The organism is Lentzea sp. NPDC005914 (assembly GCF_040629405.1).
Lineage (GTDB): Bacteria > Actinomycetota > Actinomycetes > Mycobacteriales > Pseudonocardiaceae > Lentzea.
In genome coordinates, this window is record NZ_JBEXVQ010000012.1 from 161507 (window position 1) to 185164 (window position 23658).

Annotated in this window: 24 protein-coding genes and 1 tRNA gene; 9 read left to right on the plus strand and 16 right to left on the minus strand. The window is 69.0% G+C overall.

The features are described 5' to 3' along the window. Nucleotides 1-42 precede the first annotated feature (42 nt). Genes ABZ345_RS19300 through ABZ345_RS19310 form a run of 3 tightly spaced genes read left to right on the plus strand, consistent with a single transcriptional unit; the run spans nucleotide 43 to nucleotide 2288 of the window. Entirely contained in the window at nucleotides 43-594 is a 552-nt protein-coding gene (locus ABZ345_RS19300) for a PadR family transcriptional regulator (protein ID WP_359850067.1), read from the plus strand. A 58-nt stretch (nucleotides 595-652) separates the two neighbouring features. After that, nucleotides 653-1585 (plus strand): ATP-binding cassette domain-containing protein, encoded by a 933-nt coding sequence (locus ABZ345_RS19305; RefSeq protein ID WP_359850069.1) that lies wholly within the window; start codon nucleotides 653-655, stop codon nucleotides 1583-1585. Then, entirely contained in the window at nucleotides 1575-2288 is a 714-nt protein-coding gene (locus ABZ345_RS19310) for an ABC transporter permease (protein WP_359850072.1), read from the plus strand. The genes ABZ345_RS19305 and ABZ345_RS19310 overlap by 11 nt, the downstream gene beginning before the upstream one ends. On the opposite strand, the gene rsmI is transcribed toward ABZ345_RS19310, so the two are convergent. Continuing rightward, nucleotides 2280-3125 carry a 16S rRNA (cytidine(1402)-2'-O)-methyltransferase gene (gene rsmI, locus ABZ345_RS19315; RefSeq protein WP_359850075.1) on the minus strand — a complete coding sequence of 282 codons (846 nt, stop codon included), beginning with the start codon at nucleotides 3123-3125 and terminating at the stop codon, nucleotides 2280-2282. The genes ABZ345_RS19310 and rsmI overlap by 9 nt on opposite strands. Before the next feature lie 24 nt (nucleotides 3126-3149). Here rsmI and ABZ345_RS19320 point away from each other — a divergent pair, with 24 nt between their 5' ends. Beyond that, complete coding sequence (locus tag ABZ345_RS19320) at nucleotides 3150-4688, plus strand: phospholipid carrier-dependent glycosyltransferase (protein WP_359850078.1); 1539 nt, start codon at nucleotides 3150-3152, stop codon at nucleotides 4686-4688. Here ABZ345_RS19320 and ABZ345_RS19325 read toward each other — a convergent pair. Further along, nucleotides 4675-5334 (minus strand): hypothetical protein, encoded by a 660-nt coding sequence (locus tag ABZ345_RS19325; protein WP_359850081.1) that lies wholly within the window; start codon nucleotides 5332-5334, stop codon nucleotides 4675-4677. The genes ABZ345_RS19320 and ABZ345_RS19325 overlap by 14 nt on opposite strands. Next, entirely contained in the window at nucleotides 5324-5845 is a 522-nt protein-coding gene (locus ABZ345_RS19330; protein WP_359850084.1) for an RNA polymerase sigma factor, read from the minus strand. The genes ABZ345_RS19325 and ABZ345_RS19330 overlap by 11 nt, the downstream gene beginning before the upstream one ends. 64 nt (nucleotides 5846-5909) lie before the next feature. On the opposite strand from ABZ345_RS19330, the gene ABZ345_RS19335 reads away from it, so the two are divergent. Both ABZ345_RS19335 and ABZ345_RS19340 read left to right on the plus strand, forming a co-directional pair. Beyond that, a complete protein-coding gene (locus ABZ345_RS19335; RefSeq protein WP_359850086.1) occupies nucleotides 5910-6512 on the plus strand; it encodes a hypothetical protein in 603 nt (200 codons plus the stop codon). 273 nt (nucleotides 6513-6785) lie between these two features. After that, nucleotides 6786-8906: an acyltransferase family protein gene (locus ABZ345_RS19340; protein WP_359850089.1), complete on the plus strand. Its 2121-nt coding sequence runs from the start codon at nucleotides 6786-6788 to the stop codon at nucleotides 8904-8906. A 51-nt stretch (nucleotides 8907-8957) separates the two neighbouring features. Here ABZ345_RS19340 and ABZ345_RS19345 read toward each other — a convergent pair whose 3' ends face one another. After that, on the minus strand, nucleotides 8958-10961 hold the full coding sequence (locus ABZ345_RS19345; protein ID WP_359850091.1) for a protein kinase: 2004 nt from the start codon (nucleotides 10959-10961) through the stop codon (nucleotides 8958-8960). Nucleotides 10962-11243: 282 nt separating this feature from the next. On the opposite strand from ABZ345_RS19345, the gene ABZ345_RS19350 reads away from it, so the two are divergent. The 3 genes from ABZ345_RS19350 to ABZ345_RS19360 all read left to right on the plus strand — a co-directional run bounded on the left by ABZ345_RS19350 (nucleotide 11244) and on the right by ABZ345_RS19360 (nucleotide 14679). Further along, on the plus strand, nucleotides 11244-11903 hold the full coding sequence (locus tag ABZ345_RS19350) for a Crp/Fnr family transcriptional regulator (RefSeq protein WP_359850094.1): 660 nt from the start codon (nucleotides 11244-11246) through the stop codon (nucleotides 11901-11903). Nucleotides 11904-11986: 83 nt separating this feature from the next. Then, complete coding sequence (locus ABZ345_RS19355) at nucleotides 11987-12715, plus strand: hypothetical protein (protein ID WP_359850097.1); 729 nt, start codon at nucleotides 11987-11989, stop codon at nucleotides 12713-12715. Next, the gene (locus tag ABZ345_RS19360) at nucleotides 12712-14679 is read left to right on the plus strand and encodes a hypothetical protein (RefSeq protein WP_359850100.1); all 1968 of its coding nucleotides are present in this window, start codon (nucleotides 12712-12714) and stop codon (nucleotides 14677-14679) included. Before ABZ345_RS19355 ends, ABZ345_RS19360 begins: the two co-directional genes overlap by 4 nt. Here ABZ345_RS19360 and ABZ345_RS19365 read toward each other — a convergent pair. The 12 genes from ABZ345_RS19365 to glp form a co-directional block, all read right to left on the minus strand. Beyond that, nucleotides 14667-15116 (minus strand): hypothetical protein, encoded by a 450-nt coding sequence (locus tag ABZ345_RS19365; RefSeq protein ID WP_359850103.1) that lies wholly within the window; start codon nucleotides 15114-15116, stop codon nucleotides 14667-14669. The two genes, ABZ345_RS19360 and ABZ345_RS19365, sit on opposite strands and share 13 nt — an antisense overlap. 147 nt (nucleotides 15117-15263) lie before the next feature. Further along, on the minus strand, nucleotides 15264-17018 hold the full coding sequence (locus tag ABZ345_RS19370) for a peroxidase family protein (protein ID WP_359850106.1): 1755 nt from the start codon (nucleotides 17016-17018) through the stop codon (nucleotides 15264-15266). 166 nt (nucleotides 17019-17184) lie between these two features. Next, complete coding sequence (locus ABZ345_RS19375) at nucleotides 17185-17541, minus strand: DUF4383 domain-containing protein (RefSeq protein WP_359850109.1); 357 nt, start codon at nucleotides 17539-17541, stop codon at nucleotides 17185-17187. Then, nucleotides 17538-17888, minus strand: coding sequence for a hypothetical protein (locus tag ABZ345_RS19380; RefSeq protein ID WP_359850112.1), 351 nt, complete (start codon nucleotides 17886-17888; stop codon nucleotides 17538-17540). Before ABZ345_RS19380 ends, ABZ345_RS19375 begins: the two co-directional genes overlap by 4 nt. A 75-nt stretch (nucleotides 17889-17963) precedes the next feature. After that, nucleotides 17964-18344, minus strand: a complete 381-nt coding sequence (locus tag ABZ345_RS19385) for a cupin domain-containing protein (RefSeq protein ID WP_359850114.1) — start codon at nucleotides 18342-18344, stop codon at nucleotides 17964-17966. Between the two features lie 93 nt (nucleotides 18345-18437). Next, on the minus strand, nucleotides 18438-19178 hold the full coding sequence (locus ABZ345_RS19390; RefSeq protein ID WP_359850116.1) for a hypothetical protein: 741 nt from the start codon (nucleotides 19176-19178) through the stop codon (nucleotides 18438-18440). A gap of 88 nt (nucleotides 19179-19266) precedes the next feature. Beyond that, nucleotides 19267-19968: a hypothetical protein gene (locus ABZ345_RS19395; RefSeq protein ID WP_359850118.1), complete on the minus strand. Its 702-nt coding sequence runs from the start codon at nucleotides 19966-19968 to the stop codon at nucleotides 19267-19269. 124 nt (nucleotides 19969-20092) lie between these two features. Further along, nucleotides 20093-20500: a hypothetical protein gene (locus ABZ345_RS19400; protein WP_359850121.1), complete on the minus strand. Its 408-nt coding sequence runs from the start codon at nucleotides 20498-20500 to the stop codon at nucleotides 20093-20095. A gap of 255 nt (nucleotides 20501-20755) precedes the next feature. Continuing rightward, nucleotides 20756-20828, minus strand: a tRNA-Ala gene (locus ABZ345_RS19405). A 57-nt stretch (nucleotides 20829-20885) separates the two neighbouring features. After that, nucleotides 20886-21617: a gephyrin-like molybdotransferase receptor GlpR gene (glpR, locus tag ABZ345_RS19410; protein WP_359850124.1), complete on the minus strand. Its 732-nt coding sequence runs from the start codon at nucleotides 21615-21617 to the stop codon at nucleotides 20886-20888. Between the two features lie 155 nt (nucleotides 21618-21772). Continuing rightward, the gene (locus tag ABZ345_RS19415; protein WP_359850126.1) at nucleotides 21773-22426 is read right to left on the minus strand and encodes a GNAT family protein; all 654 of its coding nucleotides are present in this window, start codon (nucleotides 22424-22426) and stop codon (nucleotides 21773-21775) included. Next, nucleotides 22423-23646 (minus strand): gephyrin-like molybdotransferase Glp, encoded by a 1224-nt coding sequence (gene glp / locus ABZ345_RS19420; protein ID WP_359850129.1) that lies wholly within the window; start codon nucleotides 23644-23646, stop codon nucleotides 22423-22425. The genes ABZ345_RS19415 and glp overlap by 4 nt, the downstream gene beginning before the upstream one ends. Nucleotides 23647-23658: the final 12 nt, after the last annotated feature.

The following is a 23658-nucleotide window of genomic DNA, read 5'->3' on the forward strand; positions in this document are numbered from 1 at the left end:
CGGAGGCGGTGCCAGGGTGTTTTCACCGAGTGGGAGGTCGGTTTGTCCGCGACCAGGATGCTGGTGCTCGGCGTGGTCAAGCTCGTCGGCGAGGCACACGGTTACGTGGTGCGGCGCGAGCTGAAGTCGTGGGCGGCGGACCAGTGGGCGAACGTGCAGCCGGGCTCGATCTACCACGCGCTGAAGTCGCTGGCCAAGGACGGACTGCTGGAGCCGGTCGGGGTCGAGTCCGGCGAGGGGCCCGCCCGCACCACCTACAAGATCACCGCGACCGGTGAGCACGAGCTGCAGGACCTGCTGAACCACGCCCTGGCCGACGCCTCCGCCGGCAACGACGAGGTGTCCGCGGGCGTCGCGATGATCAACCTCGTCCCCCGCAAGCAGGCGATCGTGCTGCTGAAGAACCGCCTGGCAGGCCTCGAAGGCCAGCTCGCGCCGACGCGGCACGGCATCACGTCGATGCCGGAGATGGGCAAGCCCCAGCACGTCAGCGAGCTGTTTCGACTCTGGCTCGTCCACCTCGAAGGCCAGGTGCGCTGGACTCAGGAGTTGATCGAACGCCTAGAGGCCGGCGAGTACGCGCTTAAGGACTAGTCAAACTTGATTAGTTCCCGCTAGCCTCTAGTCAAAGTTGACTAGAGGGGATTCAGTCATGATCAAGGCACGCGGCCTCGCGCGCCGGTTCACGACGAAGTTCGGCCCGGTGGAAGCGGTACGCGGGGTCGACATCGACGTTGCCGAGGGGGAACTGGTCGGGTTCCTCGGCCCGAACGGCGCAGGCAAGTCCACGACGTTGCGCATGCTCACGACGTTGCTGCAGCCGACGGCGGGCGAGGCGATCATCGCCGGCCACGACCTGCTCACCGACCCGGCGGGAGTGCGCCGCAACATCGGGTACGTCGGGCAGCGCAACGGCGCGGGCGCGGACCAGCGGGTCGCCGACGAACTGGCGTTCCAGGCCCGCTTCTACGGTCTCGGCAAGCACGACGCCCGCAAGAAGGTCGGTGAGCTGCTCGAACGGTTCGAGCTGACCGGTCTGGAGAAGCGCGGCGTCATCACGCTGTCGGGCGGCCAGCAGCGCCGGCTCGACATCGCGATGGGCATGCTGCACGACCCGCGGCTGCTGTTCCTGGACGAGCCGTCGACCGCGCTCGACCCGCAGAGCCGCCGCAACCTGTGGGACCACATCAAGCAGCTCAAGGCGGACGGCGTCACGGTCTTCCTGACCACGCACTACCTGGACGAGGCCGACTTCCTCAGCGACCGGCTGCTGGTGATCGACCACGGCCTCATCGTCGGCGAGGGCTCACCGGACGAGCTGAAGAACCGCGTGTCCGGCGACCTGGTCGTGCTCGGCAGCCCGCAGGCCTCGCTGGTCGCCGGCAAGTTCGAGAACGCCGTCGTGGACGGCGAGAAGGTCAGCTTCCGCATCCCGGACGGCGACCGCGCGCTGCCAGGGCTGCTGCGGGACCTCGACAACATCGGCGTCGAGCTGCACTCCGTCCAGGTCCACCGGCCGACGCTGGACGACGTGTTCCTCACCATGACCGGCCGTTCACTGAGGGAGGAAGCAAATGTTGCGTGACACCTGGCTCGTCTTCGCCCGCGTGATGCTGCCGGTGGTGCGCAACCCCGTCGCGGTGATCTTCGGGTTGTCCCAGCCGCTGCTCTACCTGGGCCTGTTCGGACCGCTGCTCGGCGACACCGGCTGGCAGTGGTTCGTACCGGGTCTGCTGGTGCAGATGGCATTGTTCGGCACGGCCTACGCGGGCTTCTCGCTGCTGCCGGAGGTGCGGACGGGCGTGATGGAACGACTGCGGGTCACGCCGATCAGCCGGGTCGCGCTGCTCGTCGGCAGGGTCGGCAAGGACGTGGTGCTGCTCGTCGTGCAGAGCCTGCTGATCGTGCTGGCGGCGATGCTGTTCGGGTTCCGCGCGTCGGCCGGCGAGATCCTGCTCGGGCTCGGTCTGGTGGCGTTGCTGGGCATCGCCATCGGGTCGGCGTCGTACGCGATCGCGTTGAAGGTGAAGCTGGAGTACGTGTTCGCGTCGGTGCTGTCGTCGACGATCGTGCCGTTGATGCTGCTCTCGGGCGTGCTGCTGCCGATGTCGAACGGGCCGAAGTGGCTCTACTGGCTGTCTCGGATCAATCCGTTGGCGCACGTCGTCGACGCCGAGCGGTCGATCTTCAACACCGGGTCGATCCTGCTCGGACTCGTCGCGGTGACCGCGCTGGTGCTGGCCGGTGTGTTCTTCGGCGTCCGCACGTTCAACCGCGAGTCAGCTTGATCTGACCGCGGCGTCGTAGAGGGCCTTCTTGCTGACCCCGGCCGCCTCCGCCACCTCGGCGGCGGCCGACTTCATCCGCTCCCCGTCGGCGACGCGCTGCCTGACCTCGGCGACCAGCGTGTCGAGGTCGGGCTTGTCCTCGACGGGGGCGGGGCCGAGCACCACGGTGATCTCGCCGCGTGCGCCTTCCACGGCCCACTCGGCGAGTTCAGCGAGAGTTCCCCGCACGACCTCTTCGTACTTCTTCGTCAGCTCGCGGCACACGGCGGCGGCGCGGTCCGGTCCGAGCACCTCCACGGCGTCCGCGAGCGTCGCAGCGAGCCGATGGGGTGCCTCGAAGAAGACGACGGTGCGTTGTTCCGTGGCGAGCGGGGCGAACCAGCGCTTGCGCTCACCGGACTTGCGCGGCGGGAAGCCGTCGAACGCGAACCGGTCGCTCGGCAGGCCCGACAGGGCGAGCGCGGTCGTCACGGCGGAGGGTCCCGGCAGGCACGTGACCGTGAGGTCCTGCTCGACACACGCGGCGACCAGCCGGTAACCGGGGTCGGACACGGACGGCATTCCGGCGTCCGTCACGAGCAGCACGGTCTCGCCGCCCCGCAGCGACTCGAGCAGCCCCGGCAGGCGCGCCGTCTCGACCTGGTCGTAGAAGCTGATCACCCGTCCGGACGGTTTGACCTGCAGCGCGGCCGCGAGACTGTGCAACCGGCGGGTGTCCTCGGCGGCGATCACATCCGCTGTCTGCAACGCCTCGACCAGACGTGCGGAGGCGTCGCGGATGTCCCCGAGAGGGGTGGCTGCCAGGACAAGACGGCCTGAACCGGATACAGGACTCACGTGCTTCACCCTACGATCGGCGGCGTGACAGTCCTCGTGCAGCCAGGAGAGGCGCCCGTCGTCGTCGAGGAACCGCGCACGGATCGTGCGGCGGCGCTCGACCCGCCTCCGTCCGGAAACCGCCTGCGCGGGTGGCTCATGACGATCGTCGTGACGCTGGTCGGAGCCGTCGTCCGGTTCTGGAACCTCGGGTATCCGACCGACAAGGGCACGCCGATCTTCGACGAGAAGCACTACGTGCCGCAGACGGCACAGGTGCTGCGCAACGGCGGCTACGAGGACAACCCCGGCTACGAGCTGATCGTCCACCCGCCGCTCGCGAAGCAGCTGATGGCGTTCGGCCAGGAGCTCTTCGGCTACGACGGCATCGGCTGGCGGTTCGCCTCGGCGCTCGCGGGCGCGATCACGATCCTGCTGATCGTCCGGATCGCCCGCCGCCTGACCCGCTCGGACCTGCTGGGCGCGCTGGCCGGCGTGCTGCTCATCGCGGACGGCGTCTCGCACGTCCAGTCGCGGATGGGTATGCTCGACATCTTCCTGGCGCTGTTCGTCGTCGCCGCGTTCGGCTGTCTGGTCGTCGACCGCGAACAGGTCCGTGAACGACTTGCCGTGGCCGTGCGCGAGGGGTTCGTCAACAACTCGGCGTTCGGGCCGTGGCTGGGCTTCCGCTGGTGGCGCTTCGGCGCGGGCGTGTCGCTCGGTCTGGCGTGTGGCGTCAAGTGGTCGGGCATCTGGTACATCGGCGCGTTCGGGCTGCTGACGGTCGTCTGGACCGCGTTGGCGCGGCGGGCGGCCGGTGTCGAGGAGCCGTGGCTCGGGTCGATCGCGAAGGACCTGCTGCCGTCGCTGGGCGGCCTCGTCGCGATCCCGGTGCTCGTCTACGTCGCCACGTGGTTCCCGTGGATGGCCAGCGAGACCGGCATCGACCGGCACGTGGTCGGCGGCAAGGTCCAGGACGTCTGGTACATCCCGGACGTCCTGCAGTCGCTGTGGTTCAACGCGAAGAACGTCTACAAGTTCCACGTCGAGCTGGTCACCTCGGCGACCAACCGGCACCCGTGGGAGTCGAAGCCGTGGACGTGGCCGATGGGCCTGCGTCCGATGCTCTACTACTACGAGAGCAGCGTGACGGGCTGCGGCGCGGCGTCGTGTCTCGGCGCGATCATGCTGATCGGCACGCCCGCGATGTGGTGGCTCGCGTTCCCGGTGATCGGCTGGGCCGTCTTCCGCAGCGTCGGCAGGATGGACTGGCGCTACGCCGGCGTGCTCGTCGCGTACATGGCCGGCCTGCTGCCGTGGTTCCTCAACCTCGACCGGCAGATGTACTTCTTCTACGTCACGCCGATGGCGCCGTTCCTGGTGCTGATGATCGTGCTGGCGCTGGGCGAGATCCTGGGGCGCAGGTCGGCGGGCTCCGAACGCCGCGGCACGGGACTGCTGGTCGTGGCGCTGTACGTCGGCATCGTGGTCGCGAACTTCGTGTGGCTGTGGCCGATCCTCAACGGCAACCCGATCACACCGGAGATGTGGCAGCAGGAGCTGTGGCTGCCTAGCTGGCGCTGATCTCCAGCGCTCGTTGCCTGGTCAGGTCGCCCTCGAGTCGCAGGGTGACCTGACCTCGTTGCCAGATCAGGGTTTGCCCCGTGCCCCGCGGTTCCTCGTCGTGCCACGCGCCGTTGCGGTCGATGTAGAAGAACGCGTGCGGATACGGGATCCAGATCTTGTCGTCGATCTGCTCGACGCCGTCCTGGTTGACGAGCTTGCCGATGGTCGAGCTGATCGTGCCGTCGAACTCGTCGAGCCTGAGCTGCCCGTAGTGCAGCGTGACGAACCGTCCTTCGTGGACGGTGATCCGGTCCGGCCGGCCGAGCTCCTGCGGCAGGTGGATCTCGAACGGCATCTGGTTCTTCGCTTCCTCGAGCGAGACCTCCTGGCTGGGCAACGGCGGCGCGACGCTCCGCGGTGCCTCCGTCCGGAACTCGACGCCGGCGAATTCCAGGAACTGCTGCACGCCCGCCCGCACCGCGGGAGACACCGCGAAGGCGATCGCGAACGCGGTCACCGCGCCGATGATCGCCGCGAGCCAGCGGTTTCTGCGGCTCGGGGCGTTGATCCTGGTCAGGACCTGCGCCGTGACGTCCGGCGGTTCCGGCACGTGAATCCTCCGGCCGAGGTCGCGCAGGGCGGCCTCGATGTCGCTATCGCTCACGGGCCACCTCCTCCAGCATCGGCCGCAGCTTCGCCAGCGCGCGGGACAGCCGCGACTTCACGGTTCCCTTGGCCAGGTTCAACGTCTGCGCGGTCTCGGCCTCGCTCAGGTCCAGCAGGTAGCGGCAGGTGACGACCTGGCGGTCGTGGTCGGGCAGGCTCTGGACGGCTTGCAGGAGCTTGGCGCGGGAGTCGTCGACCAGCGTGCCGGGGTCGTCGTGGTCGACGGTCTCCGTGATGGTGGCCATCTTGAGCTCCATCAGGTTGCGGCGCCGCCGGCCGCGGTGGAGGTTCTTGGTCTCGTTGGCGACGATCTTCAGCAGCCACGGCTTGAAGTCGGCGTCCGCCCGGAAGGTGCCGAGCTTCCGGTACGCCTTCACGAACGCCTCCTGCACCACGTCACCGGCGTCCGCACCCGCCCCGAGCAGGTAGGCCGTCCGGTGCGCGAGCGCGGTGTACCGGGCGACCAGCTCGCCGTAGGCCGCCTGGTCACCTGCGATCGCCCGTGCCACCGCGTCGTCCGTGATGCCCTTCCTACACCGGGAACCCCGCTTCGGTTCCCGGTGTAGGACCCGCATGAGGATTCTCGCCTTGATATGCGCGTTCCTGCTGATCAGCGCGCCTTCCGCACATGCGGGCGGCTGGGCGGTCACGTACCTGGACCCGGTGCCGTCGATCCAGCCGTCCGTGACCCACACCGTCGGCTACTGGGTGCTGCAGCACGGTACCCATCCGTTCACCGGCGGCGATCTGGGCAAGACGGGGCTTCGCTTCAAGTCCGGCGCGGACTCGCGGGAGTTCGTCGGGGTGCCGCTCGGGCAGCCCGCGCACTACGCCGTGACGTTCACCCTGCCCGCGGGGTCGTACGAGGTCTTCGGCGTGCAGGGGATGTTCCAGGACCATTCGCTCGGGTCGCTGACCGTGCCGGGAACGTTCCTGGTCAAGCCACCGGACCCGCAGCTGGTGATGCCGGGCTCGACCGAGCCCTCGCCGTGGGACGAGATCGCGCCGCCGATCGGCACACCCGCGGTGTCCGCCTCTCCCGCACCCGCTGCCGCGGTGACTCCCGCGGAACCCTCCGAACCCGCGCCGATGTGGCTCGTGGGGCTCGTGGTGGTGGCAGCGGCAGGTCTGTTCGTGGTGCTGCGCAAGAGGTTGCGGCCGGTCCGGCGAAGGTGAAGTGGTGAGGCGATCGGCGGAAACCGCCTCACCACCCCTCGCGCGGCATCCCTGCGATGCCGAAGCTTTCCGGGTGAACCACCGCCTAGGTCGTTGAACGCTGAATCACCGTTACAGCGCGCCAGCCACGTTCACCCGGATCGCCTAGGCGGCCTCCATCAGGGCCGATTTGTTAGCATGCCCGCTCACCAACCCAATCGAGAGACCTCGAAGGACGTACGCCGCGCCCCGGCGTCGTCGTGCAGGTCTGACCTGGGGAGAGTTCAGCGCGGTATGAGCACCAACGTCGAGTCACGTCCGGAGCACGGCAGCCGAGGACCCGATGACAGCGGCAAGCCGAAAGCACCCGGCTTCCGCACCGACATCCAGGCCCTGCGCGCGATCGCCGTGCTGGCCGTGGTGGTCAACCACTTCTGGCCGAGCAGACTGACCGGCGGGTACGTCGGCGTCGACGTCTTCTTCGTCATCTCCGGGTTCCTGATCACCTCGCACCTCGACCGCGAGATCGTCCGCACCGGCAGGCTGCGGCTCGGCAACTTCTACGCGCGGCGCGTCCGCCGGCTGCTGCCGGCGGCGTTGCTCGTGCTCGCCTTCAGCATCGTCATGGCGTACTTCCTGCTGCCGTACCCGCGCTGGACCGCGAACGCCTGGGAGTCCTTCGCCGCCGCCTCCTACTGGGAGAACTGGCTGCTCGCCGCCAAGTCGGTGAACTACTCGGAGGCGAACGCGGCCGCGAGCCTGGTCCAGCACTACTGGTCGCTGTCGGTGGAGGAGCAGTTCTACCTGTTCTGGCCGCTGCTGCTGGTCGGCCTGTTCAAGCTCGGCAGGCGTCGCTGGGTGATGCTCGGCGTCGCGGCCCTCGGCGCGCTGTCGCTGGCTCTGAGCGTCTACTACACGGCCGTCTCGCCGAACCAGGCGTACTTCATCACGCCCGTCCGGGTCTGGGAGTTCGCCATCGGCGCCGGTGTGGCGCTGGCCGCCTCGAAGCTGGTCCTGCCCCGCGTGGCCGCGGAGCTCGCGGCGTTCGCCGGCCTGGCGATGATCATCGTGACGGCGTACGTCTACGACCACCACACGCCGTTCCCCGGCTCCCTCGCCCTGATCCCCGCGGCCGGCACCGGTCTGGTCATCATCTCGGGCCTGCGTCCCGGCCGTCAGTGGCACACCGTGCTGACCGCCTCAAAGCCCGTGCAGTTCGTGGGCAACGTCAGCTACTCGCTGTACCTGTGGCACTGGCCGGTCGTGCTGCTCGCGCCGTTCGCGCTGAACCCCTTCCTGGACAAGGGCAAGCTCACCTGGCCTTGGCTTGTCGGCCTGGTCGCGCTGTCGCTGGTGCTGGCCTGGCTGTCGAAGGTGTTCATCGAGGACCGCGGCATGTCGTGGGGCCCGCTGAAGAACAGCAGCAAGCTGACGTTCGCGGGCATGGTCGCGGGCATCGTCGTCGTCGCCGTGCTCGCCACGGGACTCCAGTGGACCTACGGCCGGCACGTCGCGCAGGCCGAACGCGACATGGCCGCCGGCATGAGCAGCCCGTGCTACGGCGCCGGCGCCATGATCGGCACCAACGGCTGCACCGCTCCGTTCGGCCCGGCTCGCACGACCGCGATGGGCCCGTCCAACGAGTACTGGCGCACCCCGCCCGAGTGCAGGGAGATCCAGGACTACAAGGCCGGGGACAAGCACACGACGACCATCTGCGACTTTTCCGGCGGCTCCAGCACCGCCGAGAAGGTCTGGCTGGTCGGCGACTCGCACGCCCAGCAGTACCAGGCCTCGGTGTTCGAGATGGCCCGCCAGCGCAAGTGGCACCTCACGACCGCCTACCTGGGCGGCTGCCCGTTCGCCGACGTGCGGACCTCCGAGTTCCGCCACAACCCGGTCTCCGGCCCGGAAGCCGACCGCTGCTACGACTGGACCAAGCGGATGACCGACGTGGTCGCCGCGGACAAGCCGGCGATGGTGCTGACGTCGTTCTTCGCCCGCAGCGAGAAGGCCGAGGGCAAGGGCGGCAGCCAGACCGAGGTGTACCGCGCCGGCCTGGAACCGCGCTGGCAGAAGTGGACCGACGCCGGTGCCCGCGTCGTGGTGCTCGGCGACCCGCCCTACAACGCCGACGTCCGCTCCACCGACTGCGTGACCCTGAACCCGACGTACCCCGAGGCCTGCGCCGTCCCGCGCGCGCAGGCCCAGCCGGCCGACCCGCTGGTCGAGGTCGCACGGACGTCGAAGAACCCGCGTGTGTCGGTGGTCGACCTGAGCGACTACTTCTGCGACGCGAAGCAGTGCTACTCGGTGATCGGGAACGTGGCCGTCTACTACGACCACGACCACCTCAACAACGAGTACGCCCTCAGCTTGGCGCCTGTGATCGCGAAGGCCCTGAACCTGAACTAGCCCCCGAGCCTGAATTGGTGCTGTGACCGTTGGCCACAGCACCAGTGGCGCCTACATCGGCATGTGCTTCGTGGGCGGCGGCGTCGGCTTGCTGATGATCCGCGTGACCGGGCCTTCCTTGCTCATCCCGGCCTGGTCGAGGTACTGGGACAGCTGACCCCGCACCTGCGCCAGCGTCGGACGACGGCCCGGCTCCGGGTCCATCGCCGCGAGCAGCAACCGGGCGTGGGCGCTGTTCTGCGGCAGCTTGGTGATCGGTTCGCCCTGGGCTGCGGCCATCAGCGAGGAGATCGGGTTCTCGCGGGAGCCGCGTGGCGGGTGGCCGGTCAGCGCGTAGGAGACCGTCGCGGCCAGCTGCCAGGAGTCCGACGCCGGGGAGGCCGTCTCGCCGCGCGCCGTTTCCGGGGCGAGGAAGTCCGGGGTGCCGACCATCATGCCGGTGGCGGTCAGCGTGCTGTCGCCCTTGGAGCGGGCGATGCCGAAGTCGATCAGGTGCGCGGTGCCCTGGCCGTCGACGATCACGTTGGACGGCTTCACGTCGCGGTGCAGAACGCCGCGGTCGTGGGCGGCTGCCAGTGCGTCGGCCATGTTCAGCCACAGGCGGGCGGCGAGCTTGTCGTCGATCAGGCCGTTCTTCAGCACCGTCTCGGACAGCGAGGCGCCCTCGATGTACTCCATGACCAGGGCCAGGCCGTCCGGGTCCTGGACGATGTCGAACACCCGCACGCAGTTGGGGTGCCGGACCGCGGCCAGTGCGCGGGCCTCGCGGAGCATGCGCGCCTCGGTGTCGTTGTCCGGGGCGTGCGCGAGCTTCACGGCGACGGTGCGGTCGAGCTGCTCGTCGACGGCCAGCCAGACCGTGCCGAACCCGCCGGAGCCGAGCTGGCGGACGCGGCGGAACCGGCCGTTGCCGGGGTTCCAGACCTTGCCCGACTTCTGCACCGGCGCGGGCGCGTCGGCGTTGGCGGCACCCGGACCGAACGGCAGCGGGCCCGGCGTGTCGGCGAGGACGGCGGGCTGGGACGGCTGCGGGGGCTTGGGCTGCGGCAGGACCTCGGCGACGCGGGTCGGCGGGTACTGGCCGGGCGGCTGGTTGACCGGGCGCATCGGCCGGTTCATCGGCGCGGGCTGGTACTTCGGCACCTGCGCCGGCTGGTACGGCGGCGGGTTCTGGCCGTGCTGCGACGGCTGGTGCTGCGAAGGCTGGTGCGGCGGCGGCTGGTGCTGCGCGGCCGTGATCGGCTTGGTCGGCGCCTTCTTCTGCGGCTGACCCTGCGGCAACTGGTTGTTCTGGGGCTGCGGCGTGCGCGCCACCGGCTGCGGTGGCGGGTTCTGCGAGTTGCGGTCCTGGGACCGGTCGCGGCCGGGGCGGTTCAGCATGGCGGTAGTCAACCCGAAAATCCGCACGACGATTGAGCCGATTACCGCAATCGGCAGAAAGCCCAGGAGCACATGGCCCACCAGGGTCACGGGGAGTGCCGACGTGGCTGCGAGCAGCACCAGGAACGGCGGCCAGAAGACGCGGCGCGGCCAGCTCGGCCCGAGCCGGAACGCCGACCCGGCCTGCAGCATCACGAACAGCAGACACAGCAGCGCCAGGGCCACGGTGATGCACGCGGCGACGAGGAATACGGGCTGCGCGACCGGCCGCTGGATCACACCGATGATCGACGGCGTGCTGTCGACCAGGTAGTCGCCCTGCTGCAGCTGGCCGAAGCAGGTGGCGCCGTCGAGCGAGTCCGAGCCGGAGATCGACCTGTTCTGCAGCCCCTGCACGGTGCCGCGCATGATCAGCCACGGCAACACCAGACAGCTGGCGACGCCGAGCACGGCGAAGATGGCACCCGTCACCGCGCCGTAGGAGTTGCCGACGATCCGGCGCACCGCGATGGACAGCAGCGCCCCGACCGTGGGGAACAACCCGAGCACCGCGCCGAGCGCTGTGGTGGTCCACACCCAGTCACCGGGGCAGACACTCGCGCCCACGAAGCCGTGCAGCCACGTGAGCAAGGACTCCGCGAGCCCCACGACCCACACCACCCCTTCCGCGATCACCCCCAGCCTAGGCGCCTTGACAGCTTACGGTGCGTGATTGGTCTGCGGTTGACGCCACAGCAACCCTTTGCATGATCACTGCGTTGTACCTCCGTCGCGATCGGCTCTGCCAGGCTGTGGGCCCATGAGGATCGCGGCCCCGATGCCCACTACAACGCTTCTGTGCTCGGTCCTGTTGAGCGGTGCCGCCATCACCGTTGATGTCGGTCGACGGCGGAACAACGTCACATCTGGCGACGAGATCCACACGGCCGGACGCACTAATAAGGTTCAGTTCCTCTGATGGACGACTCGTCGGCCGACCGGGGGCGCGCGGCCTTGCGCGCCGGCAGGAGGCCGCGCCCGTTCCACCGGGGCCAGCACCTGATCACCGCCGGCACGAAGAGCGACGAGGTCCTGCTGATCGAGTCGGGCCTGGTCAAGGTCGTCCTGCCGACCTCCGACGCCCGCGACCCGATCACCGGCCTCTTCGGCCCAGGCGACCTGCTCGGCGAGATCGGCGTGACCAGCGGCGCTCCCCGCAGCGCGCACGTGATCGCCCTGGTCGCGGGCACGGCGCTGCACGTGGCGGGCAGTCACTTCCTCGCGCTGCGGGACGACGACGCGGACGTCCGGCGGCTGATCGAGGAGACCTGGCGCAAACGGCAGCGCAACGCCGACGAGAACCAGATGCGGCACATGCGCACCGGTGCCCCGCGTGTCGCGATGTGCCTGCTGTCGTGGGCACGCGAGCACGGCGTCCAGGTCGGTTCCGGCCTGGAACTGCGCGGCGTCAGCCAGCTGGACGTGGCACACGCCGTCGCGATGTCGGTGAAGACCGTCGAACCGTTCCTGCACGTGCTGCGCTCTCGTGGTCTGCTGGTCACCGGCCGGCTCTGGTACCGGCTGCCCGCACCTGACCGCCTCGGCCATTTCATTGCCAGCACGGATGGCACGAACTGACCACGAGTTGCCCCTGTTTTCCGGGTGACCGAATCCGCCCGAACGGTCAAACTCGCTGTCTTCCGCAGAGTTGGAGGCAGCGAGTGAACCCCGTCCCGCAGCACCGCGCGTTGCTCGGCGTCGACGTCATCGGCTCGGCCCAGCTCCCCGGCTACCTGATGAACGCCGTCCCCACCACGATCATGAAGCTGGTCGGCGCCGCCCTGACCAAGAGCGGGATCACCCCGGACGACGTGCTGTCGCTGGAGTCACCGGGCGATGGCGCGCTGATGGTGCTGCCGAGCGGCCAGCTGGGCGCGGTCCTCGACGCCGCCGTCCTGCTCGACCAGCTCACGACCGAGCACAACCGTTGGCACAAGCCAGAAGTACGCCTCCGCGTCGCCGTGCACGTCGGCCCGGTGGGCGAGGACGGCTTCCACCGCGCCCGCATCACCCACACCCGGCTGCTGGACGCGCCGGAGTTCAAGGACCTCATCAAGCGCTGCCACGACGAAGGCACCGAGGACACCGCCAACACCGCGCTGATCGTCTCCTCCGAAGCCCTCGACACGGCGTTCAGCGGCGACCACACGCGGGTGGCCCGGCGCAGCGACTTCGCCTCACTTCCCGTGGCGCACAAGGAGTACCGGCACGAGGCGTGGGTGCGCGTGCCGGGCTTCGACCCGCGCACCCTTACCGGGTTCACGAACCCCGCGCCCACGCCTCAACCCGTCGCGGGCGTGCAGAACATCGTGCGCGGGAACATGCACGGCGGCATCCAGGCGGGCACGGTCAACGGCGGCGTGAACTACTACGGGGGCCGCAAGAAGTGAGCGAGAGCGAGGACAAGGACGCCGCGTCGCCGTCTCCGGATGAGCCCATCTACCTCCCCACCAACGAGATCCGGGGCAACAACCACGGCCTCCAGACTCAGGCGGTCAACGGTGGCGCCCACTTCTACGGCACCTCCAAGGCCGAGCCCGAAGCCGAGCTCCTGGCCCGCTACGCCTCACCGGAGGAGATCCGGGAAGCGAAGGACCTCTTCGTCGCCCCGACCGGTTTCGCGTCGGCGCTTCTCGCACTGCAAACGAACAAAGTGGTCGTGTTGTGCGGAAAGAACACCGGGCGCACACACGCCGCACGCCGGCTGCTCACCTGCGAGCTCGGCCTGAAGACCTTCGCCTACCTCAACCGCGCCCGGCCGCTCGACCGTCTTCAGCCCGATGAGCTGGAGGAGGGCGCCGGATACCTGCTGGACGTCAGCGGCACGAACGACCGGCCGATCACGGACTGGGCCTTCACCCAGGGGCTTCACCTGGTGCGGCAGGCGAACTGCCTGCTCGTCGTCCTCCTCGACCACCGCGAGCAGGCACCGGCCGCCGCCGCGAGCCACGCGTTCGTCCTGGAGGCACCGGCACCCGTCGAGGTCGCGCAGGCATCGCTGCGGCTCCGCGAGGACGTGGACGAGGCGCTGCTGCAGGTGCTCAAGGAAGACCTCGCACCCGCGCTGGAGGGTGCGTCGCCGGACAAGGCCATGTTCGCGGCACGTCTCGCCGTCCAGGTGCACGAGAAGAAGCTCGACCTGGCCGACGCCCTCACCAAGCTGCAGGAGGAAGCCACCGACGCGGTCGCGCGCTGGTTCGAGAAGCTGGACGTCCGAGGGCACGCGTACTCGTTCGCGGTGGCGTTGCTGGAGAACCACCCCTACGAACACGTGCTGCGCCGCGGCTGGGAGCTCGACGAACGGATCCGCGAGGCGGGGCTGCCGCTCGACCGCAACCTGCGGCCACGCGGTCTGCTGGAACAGCCGAAGATCAAGCTGCTGCGCGACATCGCGGCGACCACGGAGATCCGCAAGCACCCCACGATCGAGGGCCAGACCGAGGAGACGATCCGATTCGACCGGCAGGACTGGGCCGCTGCCGTCTTCACCCACGTGTGGCAGCAGTACCCGGCCGCACGGGACATCCTGCGCGACTGGATGTGCGACGACACCTCGGAAGAGGCACGGGACGCGGTCGCCAGGGCGATCTACACGATCGTCACGACCGTGCCGGCCCGCGTGCCCCTCGCGCTCGTCGAACATCTCGCGTCCCAGCGGAAGAACAGCCGCCGCACGGTTGCCGTCGCGGCGCTCGTGCGTCTCACCGAGAACGCCCGCATGCGAGGCCCGGCCGAACAGGCGATGCGGGAGTGGGTGGAGAAGAAGAACGCGTATCGGCTGTCGACGGTCGCTCTGGTCTACGCGACCCCCGCGCCGCACAGGCCGCCCCACGTCGTGCTGAAGATGTTCACCGAGATCGGCAAGTCATCGGCTTTCACGCCCCAGAACGCCGTGGTGGCGGGCATGTTGCCCCTGCTGGTGAACCCGGACACCCGCGAGATGGCGCTCACCACCGCGGTGTCCTGGGCGGCGCGGAAGTACAGCCGAACCGGGCTGAACCGGGTCGCGCTCGGACTCGGGCTGTGGGTCACCGGCTTCTACGTGCAGTCCCGGGAGCTGTCCGAAACGCTCAGCACCCAGCACCCGCAAGCGGTGGCGGCTCTGCTCGAGCACGTGCTGAACGACGACAGGTTCGGCCCGCACCTGCTCCGGCACCTGGCCGACCTGGCGATGTCGGCGACGTGGGACGGCAAGGACGCGGCCGAACTCGTGCGGTTCGCCCTGTTGATCAGCCCGCGGCTGGGCTGGTGGGGACGGCGCGGGGCGGTGCGGCGGCTGTGCCGGCAACACCCGTACATGCGCGCCGACATCCGTCGGATCTTCCGCGTCGCCAGACGGGTTCAGCCGTCGTAGACCTCGTGGTCCGCCTGCGCCCGTGAGCCGCCCTCGCCCGCCGTCCCGCTCGACGACCTCACGGCAGGATCCGCCGCCACCGGCAGGTCACCAAGACCGACGAGGTAGTCGACGGTCCACAGGTGCCGCGCGGCGGGGTTGGGCTCGTGGAAGGTGTCGCCGAAGCCGTACGTGGCGACGTGGGCGTCCTGGGGGCCGAACATCTCCACGGTGATCTGCGAGCCGAGCAGGCCCTTCTCACTGGGCGCGCAGACCAGTTCCAGGCGGGCGCGAACCCACTGGGGCACGTCGGCCGGGTCGGCTTCGAGCTCCTCGGCGACCGCGGTGCAGGAGGTGCCGTGGGCTCTGGCCACGAAGGCCGCGCGGAACACGACGAGCTCACCGGCCGTGCAGCCGGTGAGAACGCGCGCTTCTACTGCTGTGTCGGTCGAGGTCACTACGGGACGGGCGGCCGCGCACCTCGCGGACGGAGGTGCGGTCGACGCCGCTGCTCCGCCTGAGGTGACGGCCCCGAGTAATAACGCGGCGGCCACTGTTCTCACACAGAGAAAACTATTGCGGGCCGCCGCGTTCCTCACCGAACTTCACCCCACAGATGGGTGAGTGCGGAACACGTCGTACGCCAGATCGCCGCGGTGGACGTCGGTGTTGGCGGCGATGAGGTCGCCGAGGGTCCGGCGGTGGTCGAGGCCGTAGCGGGCCTTGATCACGCGCAGGGCCGGGTCGTTGGCGTAGAAGAAGCGGTCACCGTCGCGCAGGGCCTCGAACTGCCTCTTCCAGATGGCGTGCTGGAGCTCGCCGAACTCGCTGCCGGGCAGGCGCGGCTCGGCCATCATCCCGACGATCGCGTCGAGGCCGTTCACATCGCCGTAGACGGCTTTGAGGCGTGCGGCCGTGGTCGTGCGCCGGACGCCGGGCCGCACGTAGTCGAGGCTGTCCGGGTCGTTGATCTCGTCGCCGGGCGTGAGCTCCGGGTCGGCGGGGAACGACTCGGTGGCCTCGCCGGAGATCGCGCGGAACGACGGCTTCGGCGCGAGTCCGTACGCGCGGCGGAGGTCGTTGTAGGCGGCGATGCCGTGGTCGCGGCCGCGTTCCACGTCGAGCGCGGACACGTCGATCACCGCGGTCAGGCAGCGCGGCACGCAGCCGGGGATGAGGAAGATGATGCTGCGCAACGTGTCCTCGTCCACGACCTCGTCGTTGCGGTTCTCGGACTGCAGGCCGAAGCTCTGCAGCAACGGGCCGATCTGCACCTCGTCGACCAGGTCCGGGTTGAACGGCAGCAGGCGCGGCAGAATCCCGATCTCGACCTTCTCGCCGGTGACCGCCACGCTCATTCCCCTGCCGCGCAACGTTTCCAGCTGCTGCGGGGTGTACCGGGAGGCCTGGGTCACGATCTTGAAGTCACCGCGCACCATGCTGTGCGAGCGGTAGCCGACGGTCGCGAACTCGTTGGCCAGGCTGGTCCGCACGTCGGGCCGGTAGCCGCGGTACGGCGCCAGCTTCACGCCCATCGCGGGCAGGAACTCGTTGTAGGTGATCCACTGCTGCTCCGCGATCACGACCTTGCGCGCGATCTGGAACTTCTCCTCGTCGGACAGGTGCGAGGGCAGCCTGTCGACGATCCTGTTGTGCTCACGGGCGAACAGCGTCTGCACGGCGGTGATCGTGGCGTTCTCGTTGGCCCGCATGTCACCCGCGACGACGCCGGTGCCGGTCGTGATCGCCCCGAACGGCCCGGTCATGACCGGCGCGTCCGAACCGTCGCCGCCGCGCGCCTGGCGACGTGGCAGCATGTTGCCTGGCATCAACAACTTCGCACCGTCGCGCAACCAGTTCAGCCGGTCCTGGGTGCCGCCGTACACCGCCCAGCCGTCGAGGTACGAGCTGACGATGTTCTTCTGCTCGTGCGGCGTGACGCCGTCCACGACACCGCTGCGCCGCATGGGGATCGAGCCGAGGTCGTTGCGCACGTGCTCCATCGGCGCGTCGTTGTCCCACGGGATCGAGGCGTCCGTCGCGGTGTCCTCGCGCAGGCCGAACGTGTGGTCCATGAACTGCGCCCACACCTGCGCCCACTGGCTGACGCCGCGGTCCGACAGGAAGTTCTGCCTGCCGTCCGCGAAGATCCGGTTGCTGACGTACCGCGCGTTCGGCCCGGCCACCGGCTGCCCGACGCCGTCCGCGTACCTCGTGGGAGCGATCCGGGAGTACGCCTCGCCGACCGTCCCCCAGTCCGGGTGGGCGCGGTTGTTGCCGCGCCCGTCGAGACTCTGGATCTCGAGGAGCTGTGGCTCCGCCTGGGCCACCCCACCGCCGAGCAGCGCTCCGATCGCCATCACTGCCACTGTTCTACGCAAAACCCGCATGTCTCTCGATGATGCCGAGGACGGGTTCGCCTTTCGTGCACTGTTCTTCACACGGGCGACAGCAGTCGGACAGAGAGCCCGGGAGCGCTTCCACGCTACGGGCTCTGAACTGGGGTTTCCCCTGGATTCCGCTGCGCTACCCCGAACGGGTTGTCCTCGCGAAGACCTGTCGGGTCCGCGAAAGAAGACCCGCGGCGAGCACTCCCGAGCCGAGCACGACGTGGAACACGTGGTCACCCGTCATCAGGTGCAACGGCCCGGCGTGCAGCTCCCCCAACGCCAGCCCGGTCACCCCGAGCATCAGGTACGCACCGCCGAACACCACGGCGAACGCCCGTGCCCACCTCGTCAAACCAAAGCCGAGCGCCGCGATCCCCGACACGAGATGAATGGTGTTGTGCGCGAAGTCCCCGCTGTCACCGGCGACGAACGTCACCACCCCAGCGATCGTGAAGAGCACCCCGAGCACCCGGCACGTCCAGACCGCGATCATCGCCGCACCAGCGCCACGCCCGCCGACACCGTCGCGACGACCACCGCGACCATCTGCACCCACAGCCCGATCGAGCCGCCCACCCCGCCCGGCAGACCGGTGTCGACGAGCCGTGCGACCTCTCCGCTCGCGAACAGCCCCGCCGTCAGGAACAGCCCCGCCACCACGGCCAGCGCGGGCGTCCACCGCCACCGTCCGAAGTAGACGAACGCCGCCGGTACCAGCTGGATGAAGAAGACAGGCGGTACCGGCGGGAAGTCCACGCCCGCCACGATCTGAGCAATCACGCCGGCCGTCGCCACCAGCAACGCCGACACCGTCACCTTCGCCGCAACCCTGTTGTCCATGCGACGAAGCGTGCTCCGCTCGACCGGGCGGGTCGTCAGTCGCGACCGGTATCCCGGCTACGCAGCTCGACGTACTCAGTGGTCGTGATGATCGTGGTCGTGCTCGGGCGCAAACGGTTGGTAGATGTAGAACATCGTCACGGGCTCATCACCCGCAACGGTCTCGTGGTCGACACCCGGCGGCACGAACGCGTACGAACCCGCGCCCGCCTCAACGCCGCCGATGCTCACCGTGCCGTTGATGACCCACGTGTGCTGCGTCGCCGACGGGTGGTTGTGGCCGACATCGCGCGCACCCGGTGCCATCTGGATGAGACCGACGATGGTGTCGCCGTTGGGAGACTTCCACAGGAGCTTGTTCAGCAGCCGTTCGTCGCCGTGCAGCGGGAACGACTTCATCTGCTCGAGGGCCTCAGCGGACAGGACGGTGACTTTGTCCTGCGGCGCGTCGCTCATGGGCACAGCCTTTCGGGAGCCGAACTGGCTTACGGCCGGTATATAGACGAAAGGGCCGCCCACATTACTGCGGGCGGCCCGGTCCGGCTCAGGTCAGCCGCACTTGACCTCGCTGTTGAACAGCATGAACACGTCGAGCTTGTCACCGGTGAAGTGGAAGCTCAGCACGACACCCTGCTGGTCAGGCACCGGCACGTCGTAGCCCTTGTCGTCCGCCTCCTTGGCGTTCGGGTAGGCGGCCTTGACCTGGTCCAGCGTGGCGCCCTTGCCGATGTTCTTGGCCGTGGTGGCACCCGGCGGCGGCAGGATCATCCGGATCTTGTCCCCGGCGAACTGCACGCCACCGTTGGCCTCACGTGCCTCGGCCCGCTTGGCGATGTACTTCGTGGACTCGGCGACCAGCTCGGTCGCCTTGGCCCCCAGTTCAGCGGACGCCGCGAGCTTCTGCGCGTGGGCCGCGAACGCCGCAGCGCCCGCGTCCGCCGCCGGTGCGGGCCCAACGGCGGCTTCCGCCTCGTCCGCGGCCTTCTGCGCGGCCGCGAGCTTCTGCTCCACCTCGTTCGCCGCGGCGAGCTCCTGAGCGTCCGGCGCCGGTGCGCCCTGATACCGGAAGTCCTCGCAGTTGCCGGACTTGCCCGCACCCGTGGCCGCGAGGTCACCGGTGGCGAGCGCTTCCTGCCTCGACATGCCGGGCTTCAGCTTGCCGAACCCGGTGACGTCGAAATGCTTCTCCTGCGCGCCCGAAGACGGCTGCTGGTCCCCAGTGGTGCAACTGACGGCGGCAAGTGCTGCCGCCGCCACGAATACCGCTTTGAATCCCCCAAGGTTCTTCACGCGCACAAGGTATCGGGCCGGACGACCACCGCAGAACGCGTTTTCACCAGATCTTCGCGGTCTTCACAGAACGTCCACATCGGACCACTCAGTGCCGCACCGCGAACGGCACGCTGACCTCGGAGATCTTCACAGGACCGTCCGGAGTCACCGCCGCGGCGAAGATGCCGCCGTCGCCGTCGCCCATGCTCTTGTCGAGCGTGAAGCGGTACCGCACGGTCACCGACTTGCCCTTGGGCAGCGGCTGCTGGTTCGTGGACGTGTCGAGGTAGTCCATCCCGGTGCCCGCCGCGGGGTGCTCCAACTCGACCCACGAGCCGCGGGCAGCGTCGAACCGCTGAGCGGTGACCGTCGGCATGTGCACCGGCCCGCTCGCACAACCGCAGTGGGAAAGCCCGAACACCAGGCCGGCCTTCGGGTACGCCGCCGGCGAGTTGTTGCACAAGGTCACCTCGACCTCCACCGGCTTGCCCGCCTTCACCACCTCAGGAACACCCGCGATCTTGATTTGAACGCCGTACGCGGCGGGCAACGTCGAGTACGGCTCGGCCGCCGGCACCTGCGCGTCGGCCGGATTGATCGCACATTCGCGCTTTTCCACCACCGGCTTTTCCGCCACCGCCTGAGGCTTCTCCGCCACCGCGTTGGACGACGTGGGCGCGGCCGCGGAACTGCTGGTAGACGTGGTAATCGGCACGGGCGCGGCATCCGGCATGGCGGTCGAACAACCGACGAGTGCGGCCAACCCGAAACCGAGGGCGGGCATGACAAAGAAGGCGCGCTTCAACATGGCTCTATTCCCCCAGAAAAGAACTTCCCCCAATTACTTACACCCCAAAGACGCCACAAGCGCCAACCGGTTGCCCACCGGGTTCAAGATCTTTCAGGGACCAGCGGGCACGGTCACGCGCCGGCTACTGATGTTCCGGAGGACGCACCCACGGCGCGTGGCGCTGCCCCGGTTCCAGGTCACCGCGCCAGTAGCGAAAGACCGTCGCCTGAAGCACTTCCACGCTGCCGGCCGCCACCAGGCACGTGGCCGGTTCCGATCCACCGGCGTCGGCCTCGAATGCGACCAGGAGCTGCGGCGCTTCACCGAACTGCCTGGCCACCGCCTGCATCTCGTCGGGCGTCGGCGCACGGAACACGGGGTCCTGGAAGGAAGTCGGGCACTGGACGAGCACCGGGTCCTGGAACACCAACTCCAGACCGTGGTGGTACGTCAGGTCATGTCCGGCGCCCAGCCGCAACTCCCCTGCGCTGCACGAGACCACGTCCCAGTCCCACCAGGACCCTTGCGGCAGTTCGAGGGGAGCAGCCACCTCTCGACCTCGCTGAAACGCCATGGCACACCTCGTCGTCGGCCTCGCGCAAAACTACGCCGCCTGGGAGTTCGTGCATTTAGTACTTTGCTGGACCTAACGCCACAGCATAAGAACCCTTACCGCCGAACAAGACCACGGCGGGTCCGGGGGCTTGCCCCCGGCGTGGGGTCTGGGGGCTCGGCCCCCAGAAAACACTTCGGGGCGAGCCGGTTCACGTTTTCCGTGAACACAACTCGCCCCGAGGAACGAACGTGGAGCTGAGGGGAATCGAACCCCTGACCTTCTCGATGCGAACGAGACGCGCTACCAACTGTGCTACAGCCCCTTGCGGTGTTACGAGAGAACTATAGCAGTCCCAGCGGGGGTGTTTTCACCACCCCCACTACGCCCCGACAGCACCTCGGTACCGCAGCGACTCGAGTCCCTCTAACTCGACGAAGACCGGGTCCTCGTCGTCAGAGTCGACCGGAATGGTCCCCGGACGCACCTGGTACTCGAAGCGCGGCAACGGTGGTAGCGCGGGCTTGTCGTCGATGACCTGGACCTCGGTGGTCTCGGCCATCTCGACAGCCGCGCCGACCGGCACCGCCGGAGTCGCAACAGCGGGAGCCTCGTCGCCCTGCTGCACCTGCGAGCCCGTCGCACGGCGGCGACGCACCTGCTGCAGCCTGGCGAGCCGGCGTGCGCGGATCTCCTCTTCGATCCGCACCTGCCGGCGCAGGTAGGTCAGGTAGCCCACGAGGAGCAGGTCGATCGCGGCGTGGCCGTACCAGAGCGGGGTGTAGAACACCCCGGCCACGACACCGGAAGCGATGGCGGCGAACAGCAGGAACGCGACGACTCTGCGCCGGAACGCGTACTTCGCCTGCGCCACGAGGGCGGCGGTCTCGGGGTCGTAGCCACCACGGCCGCGCCGGAACGGGCGCTCGACGTACTCCTCCTCGTCGAAGTAGTCGTCGTCGATGTCGTGGATGTCGTCGTACTCGGCATCAGGCATGGCGTCGTACTCCTCCCCCACGCTGCGCGCACTCTCCTGGCGCTTGCGGGCCATCATGGGGACGAGGACGACCAGCCACGCCACGACCAGCGCAACGATGATCAGCGAACTCGGCATTCCCCGTTCACCTCCCCCGGCCCACGCGTGGTGCTTTCACCACGCTAGTCACAACAGTCACACCTGTGTCGGAGGCTCGCCGAACTCGGTGCGTACCAAAGTGTGGTGTATCACCCACTTTTGGGTGAAGCGATTAGAACAAATGGACGCAAACGTCAGGGAAGACGGGCCTCTCCGCGTGCGACCAAACGGCGCACTAGGCCATCCGGGACCTCTTCGACGGTGAGCGCGAAACAGAGGTGGTCGCGCCACTGGCCGGCAACATCCAGATAACGCTTGAAGAGGCCTTCCTCGCGATACCCGGATTTCGCGAGCACGCGAAGTGAGGCGGCGTTCTCGGGACGGACCGTGGCTTCTAGCCGGTGCAGACCAGCGGCGCGGAAAGCGTGATCCGTGAGCAAGGCCACGGCGGCCGTTGCGACGCCACCGCCCGCCCGATCAGCGGCTACCCAGTAGCCGATCCAGGCCGACAGCAGTGAGCCGCGCACGATGTTGCCGACGGTGATCTGACCGGCGACTTCGCCGTTCACCATGATCATGAACGGCAGCGTGGTGCCGCGCCGGGCCATGGAGCGCAGCGAGGACCACTGCGCGGGCCAGGAGAGGGTCGCGTTGCGCTCCTCCCAGCCCTCGGCCGCTGTGGGTTCCCACTTCTCCAGGTACTCGCGGTCACGAATCCGCAGCCGGGACCACTTGGAACCGTCGAAGAGCCGGGGTCCGCGCAGCTCGACGGTTCCCGCGCGCACCTCGACGGGCCCCAGCCGGACGGGCCAGCCGGGGTGCCTGCCGAGGTCCGCGAAAACGCTCATCCACGCTGCGCCAGGAAGCTGACCAGCACCTCTTCGCCGACCGAGACCTCCGTGACGTCCTCATCGACCATGATCAGGCAGTTGGCCTCCGCCAGTGACGCGAGCAGGTGCGCCCCGGACGTGCCGAGCGGCTGCACCAGGTACTCGCCGTTGTCCGCGTCGCGCAGCAGCTGGCCGCGCAGGAAGCCGCGGCGGCCCTTCGTCGACTGCAGCGGGGACAGCAGCCGTGCGCTGACAGCCCTGCGGTACGGGTTCTTCTTGCCCAGCGCGGCCCTGATCAGGGGCCTGACCAGCACCTCGAACACCACGAGCGCGCTCATCGGGTTCGCGGGCAGCAGGAACGTCGGCACGGCGTCCGGGCCGAGCCGCCCGAAGCCCTGCGCGGAGCCGGGATGAATGGCGATGCGGGTGACGTCCATGTCGCCGAGGTCGGCGAGCGCCGCCTTGACCTCGTCGCCGATCGCGCCGCCCACGCCGCCGGCGATGACGACGATCTCGGAGAGCAGCAGCCGGCCCTCGACGACCTCGCGCAGCCGGCGCGGGTCGGCGGACATGATGCCGACCCGGCTGACTTCGGCCCCCGCGTCGCGTGCGGCGGCGGCCAGCGCGTACGAGTTCACGTCGTAGACCTGACCCTGACCGGGCGTGCGGTCGACGTCGACGAGCTCCTCGCCGAGCGAGATCACGGACACCCGCGGGCGCGGGTGGACGAGCACCTTGTTGCGGCCGACGGCGGCCAGCAGACCCACCTGAGCAGCACCGATGGACGCGCCGCGACGCACGGCGACGTCGCCCGTCTGGACGTCCTCGCCGGTGCGGCGGACGAACCCGGCGGACGGCACGCTGCGGTTGACCGTCACCTTGGCGTGGTGGCCGTCGGTGTAGCCGAGCGGCACGACCGCGTCGGCCAGCGTGGGCAGCGGCGCACCGGTCGCGACCCGCACGGCCTGGCCGGGCTGCAGGCGCCGCGGCTGCCGGGAGCCGGCCGGGATCTCGCCCACGACCGGCAGCTGCACGGGGCTCGCGTTCGCGCCGGACACGTCGACGCTGCGCACCGCGTAGCCGTCGACGGCGGCCTGGTCGAAGCCGGGCAACGCGCGTTCCGCCACGACCTCCTCGGCGCAGAGCAGGCCCTGCGACTCCGAGATCGCCACCCGCACGGGCGCGGGCCGCACCGCGGCCGCGATCACCCGAGCGAGCTGCTCGTCCACTGACCTCATGTGATTGGTCCT

What these genes read in the sequence shown, in the direction of transcription:
- ABZ345_RS19305 (WP_359850069.1), top strand. Translation starts at nt 653, where the DNA reads ATGATCAAGGCACGCGGCCTCGCGCGCCGGTTCACGACGAAGTTCGGC.
- ABZ345_RS19310 (WP_359850072.1), top strand. Translation starts at nt 1,575, where the DNA reads ATGTTGCGTGACACCTGGCTCGTCTTCGCCCGCGTGATGCTGCCGGTG.
- ABZ345_RS19335 (WP_359850086.1), top strand. Translation starts at nt 5,910, where the DNA reads ATGAGGATTCTCGCCTTGATATGCGCGTTCCTGCTGATCAGCGCGCCT.
- ABZ345_RS19340 (WP_359850089.1), top strand. Translation starts at nt 6,786, where the DNA reads ATGAGCACCAACGTCGAGTCACGTCCGGAGCACGGCAGCCGAGGACCC.
- ABZ345_RS19350 (WP_359850094.1), top strand. Translation starts at nt 11,244, where the DNA reads ATGGACGACTCGTCGGCCGACCGGGGGCGCGCGGCCTTGCGCGCCGGC.
- ABZ345_RS19370 (WP_359850106.1), bottom strand. Translation starts at nt 17,018, where the DNA reads ATGGCGATCGGAGCGCTGCTCGGCGGTGGGGTGGCCCAGGCGGAGCCA.
- ABZ345_RS19375 (WP_359850109.1), bottom strand. Translation starts at nt 17,541, where the DNA reads ATGATCGCGGTCTGGACGTGCCGGGTGCTCGGGGTGCTCTTCACGATC.
- ABZ345_RS19380 (WP_359850112.1), bottom strand. Translation starts at nt 17,888, where the DNA reads ATGGACAACAGGGTTGCGGCGAAGGTGACGGTGTCGGCGTTGCTGGTG.
- ABZ345_RS19385 (WP_359850114.1), bottom strand. Translation starts at nt 18,344, where the DNA reads ATGAGCGACGCGCCGCAGGACAAAGTCACCGTCCTGTCCGCTGAGGCC.
- ABZ345_RS19395 (WP_359850118.1), bottom strand. Translation starts at nt 19,968, where the DNA reads ATGTTGAAGCGCGCCTTCTTTGTCATGCCCGCCCTCGGTTTCGGGTTG.
- glpR (WP_359850124.1), bottom strand. Translation starts at nt 21,617, where the DNA reads ATGCCGAGTTCGCTGATCATCGTTGCGCTGGTCGTGGCGTGGCTGGTC.
- ABZ345_RS19415 (WP_359850126.1), bottom strand. Translation starts at nt 22,426, where the DNA reads ATGAGCGTTTTCGCGGACCTCGGCAGGCACCCCGGCTGGCCCGTCCGG.
- glp (WP_359850129.1), bottom strand. Translation starts at nt 23,646, where the DNA reads ATGAGGTCAGTGGACGAGCAGCTCGCTCGGGTGATCGCGGCCGCGGTG.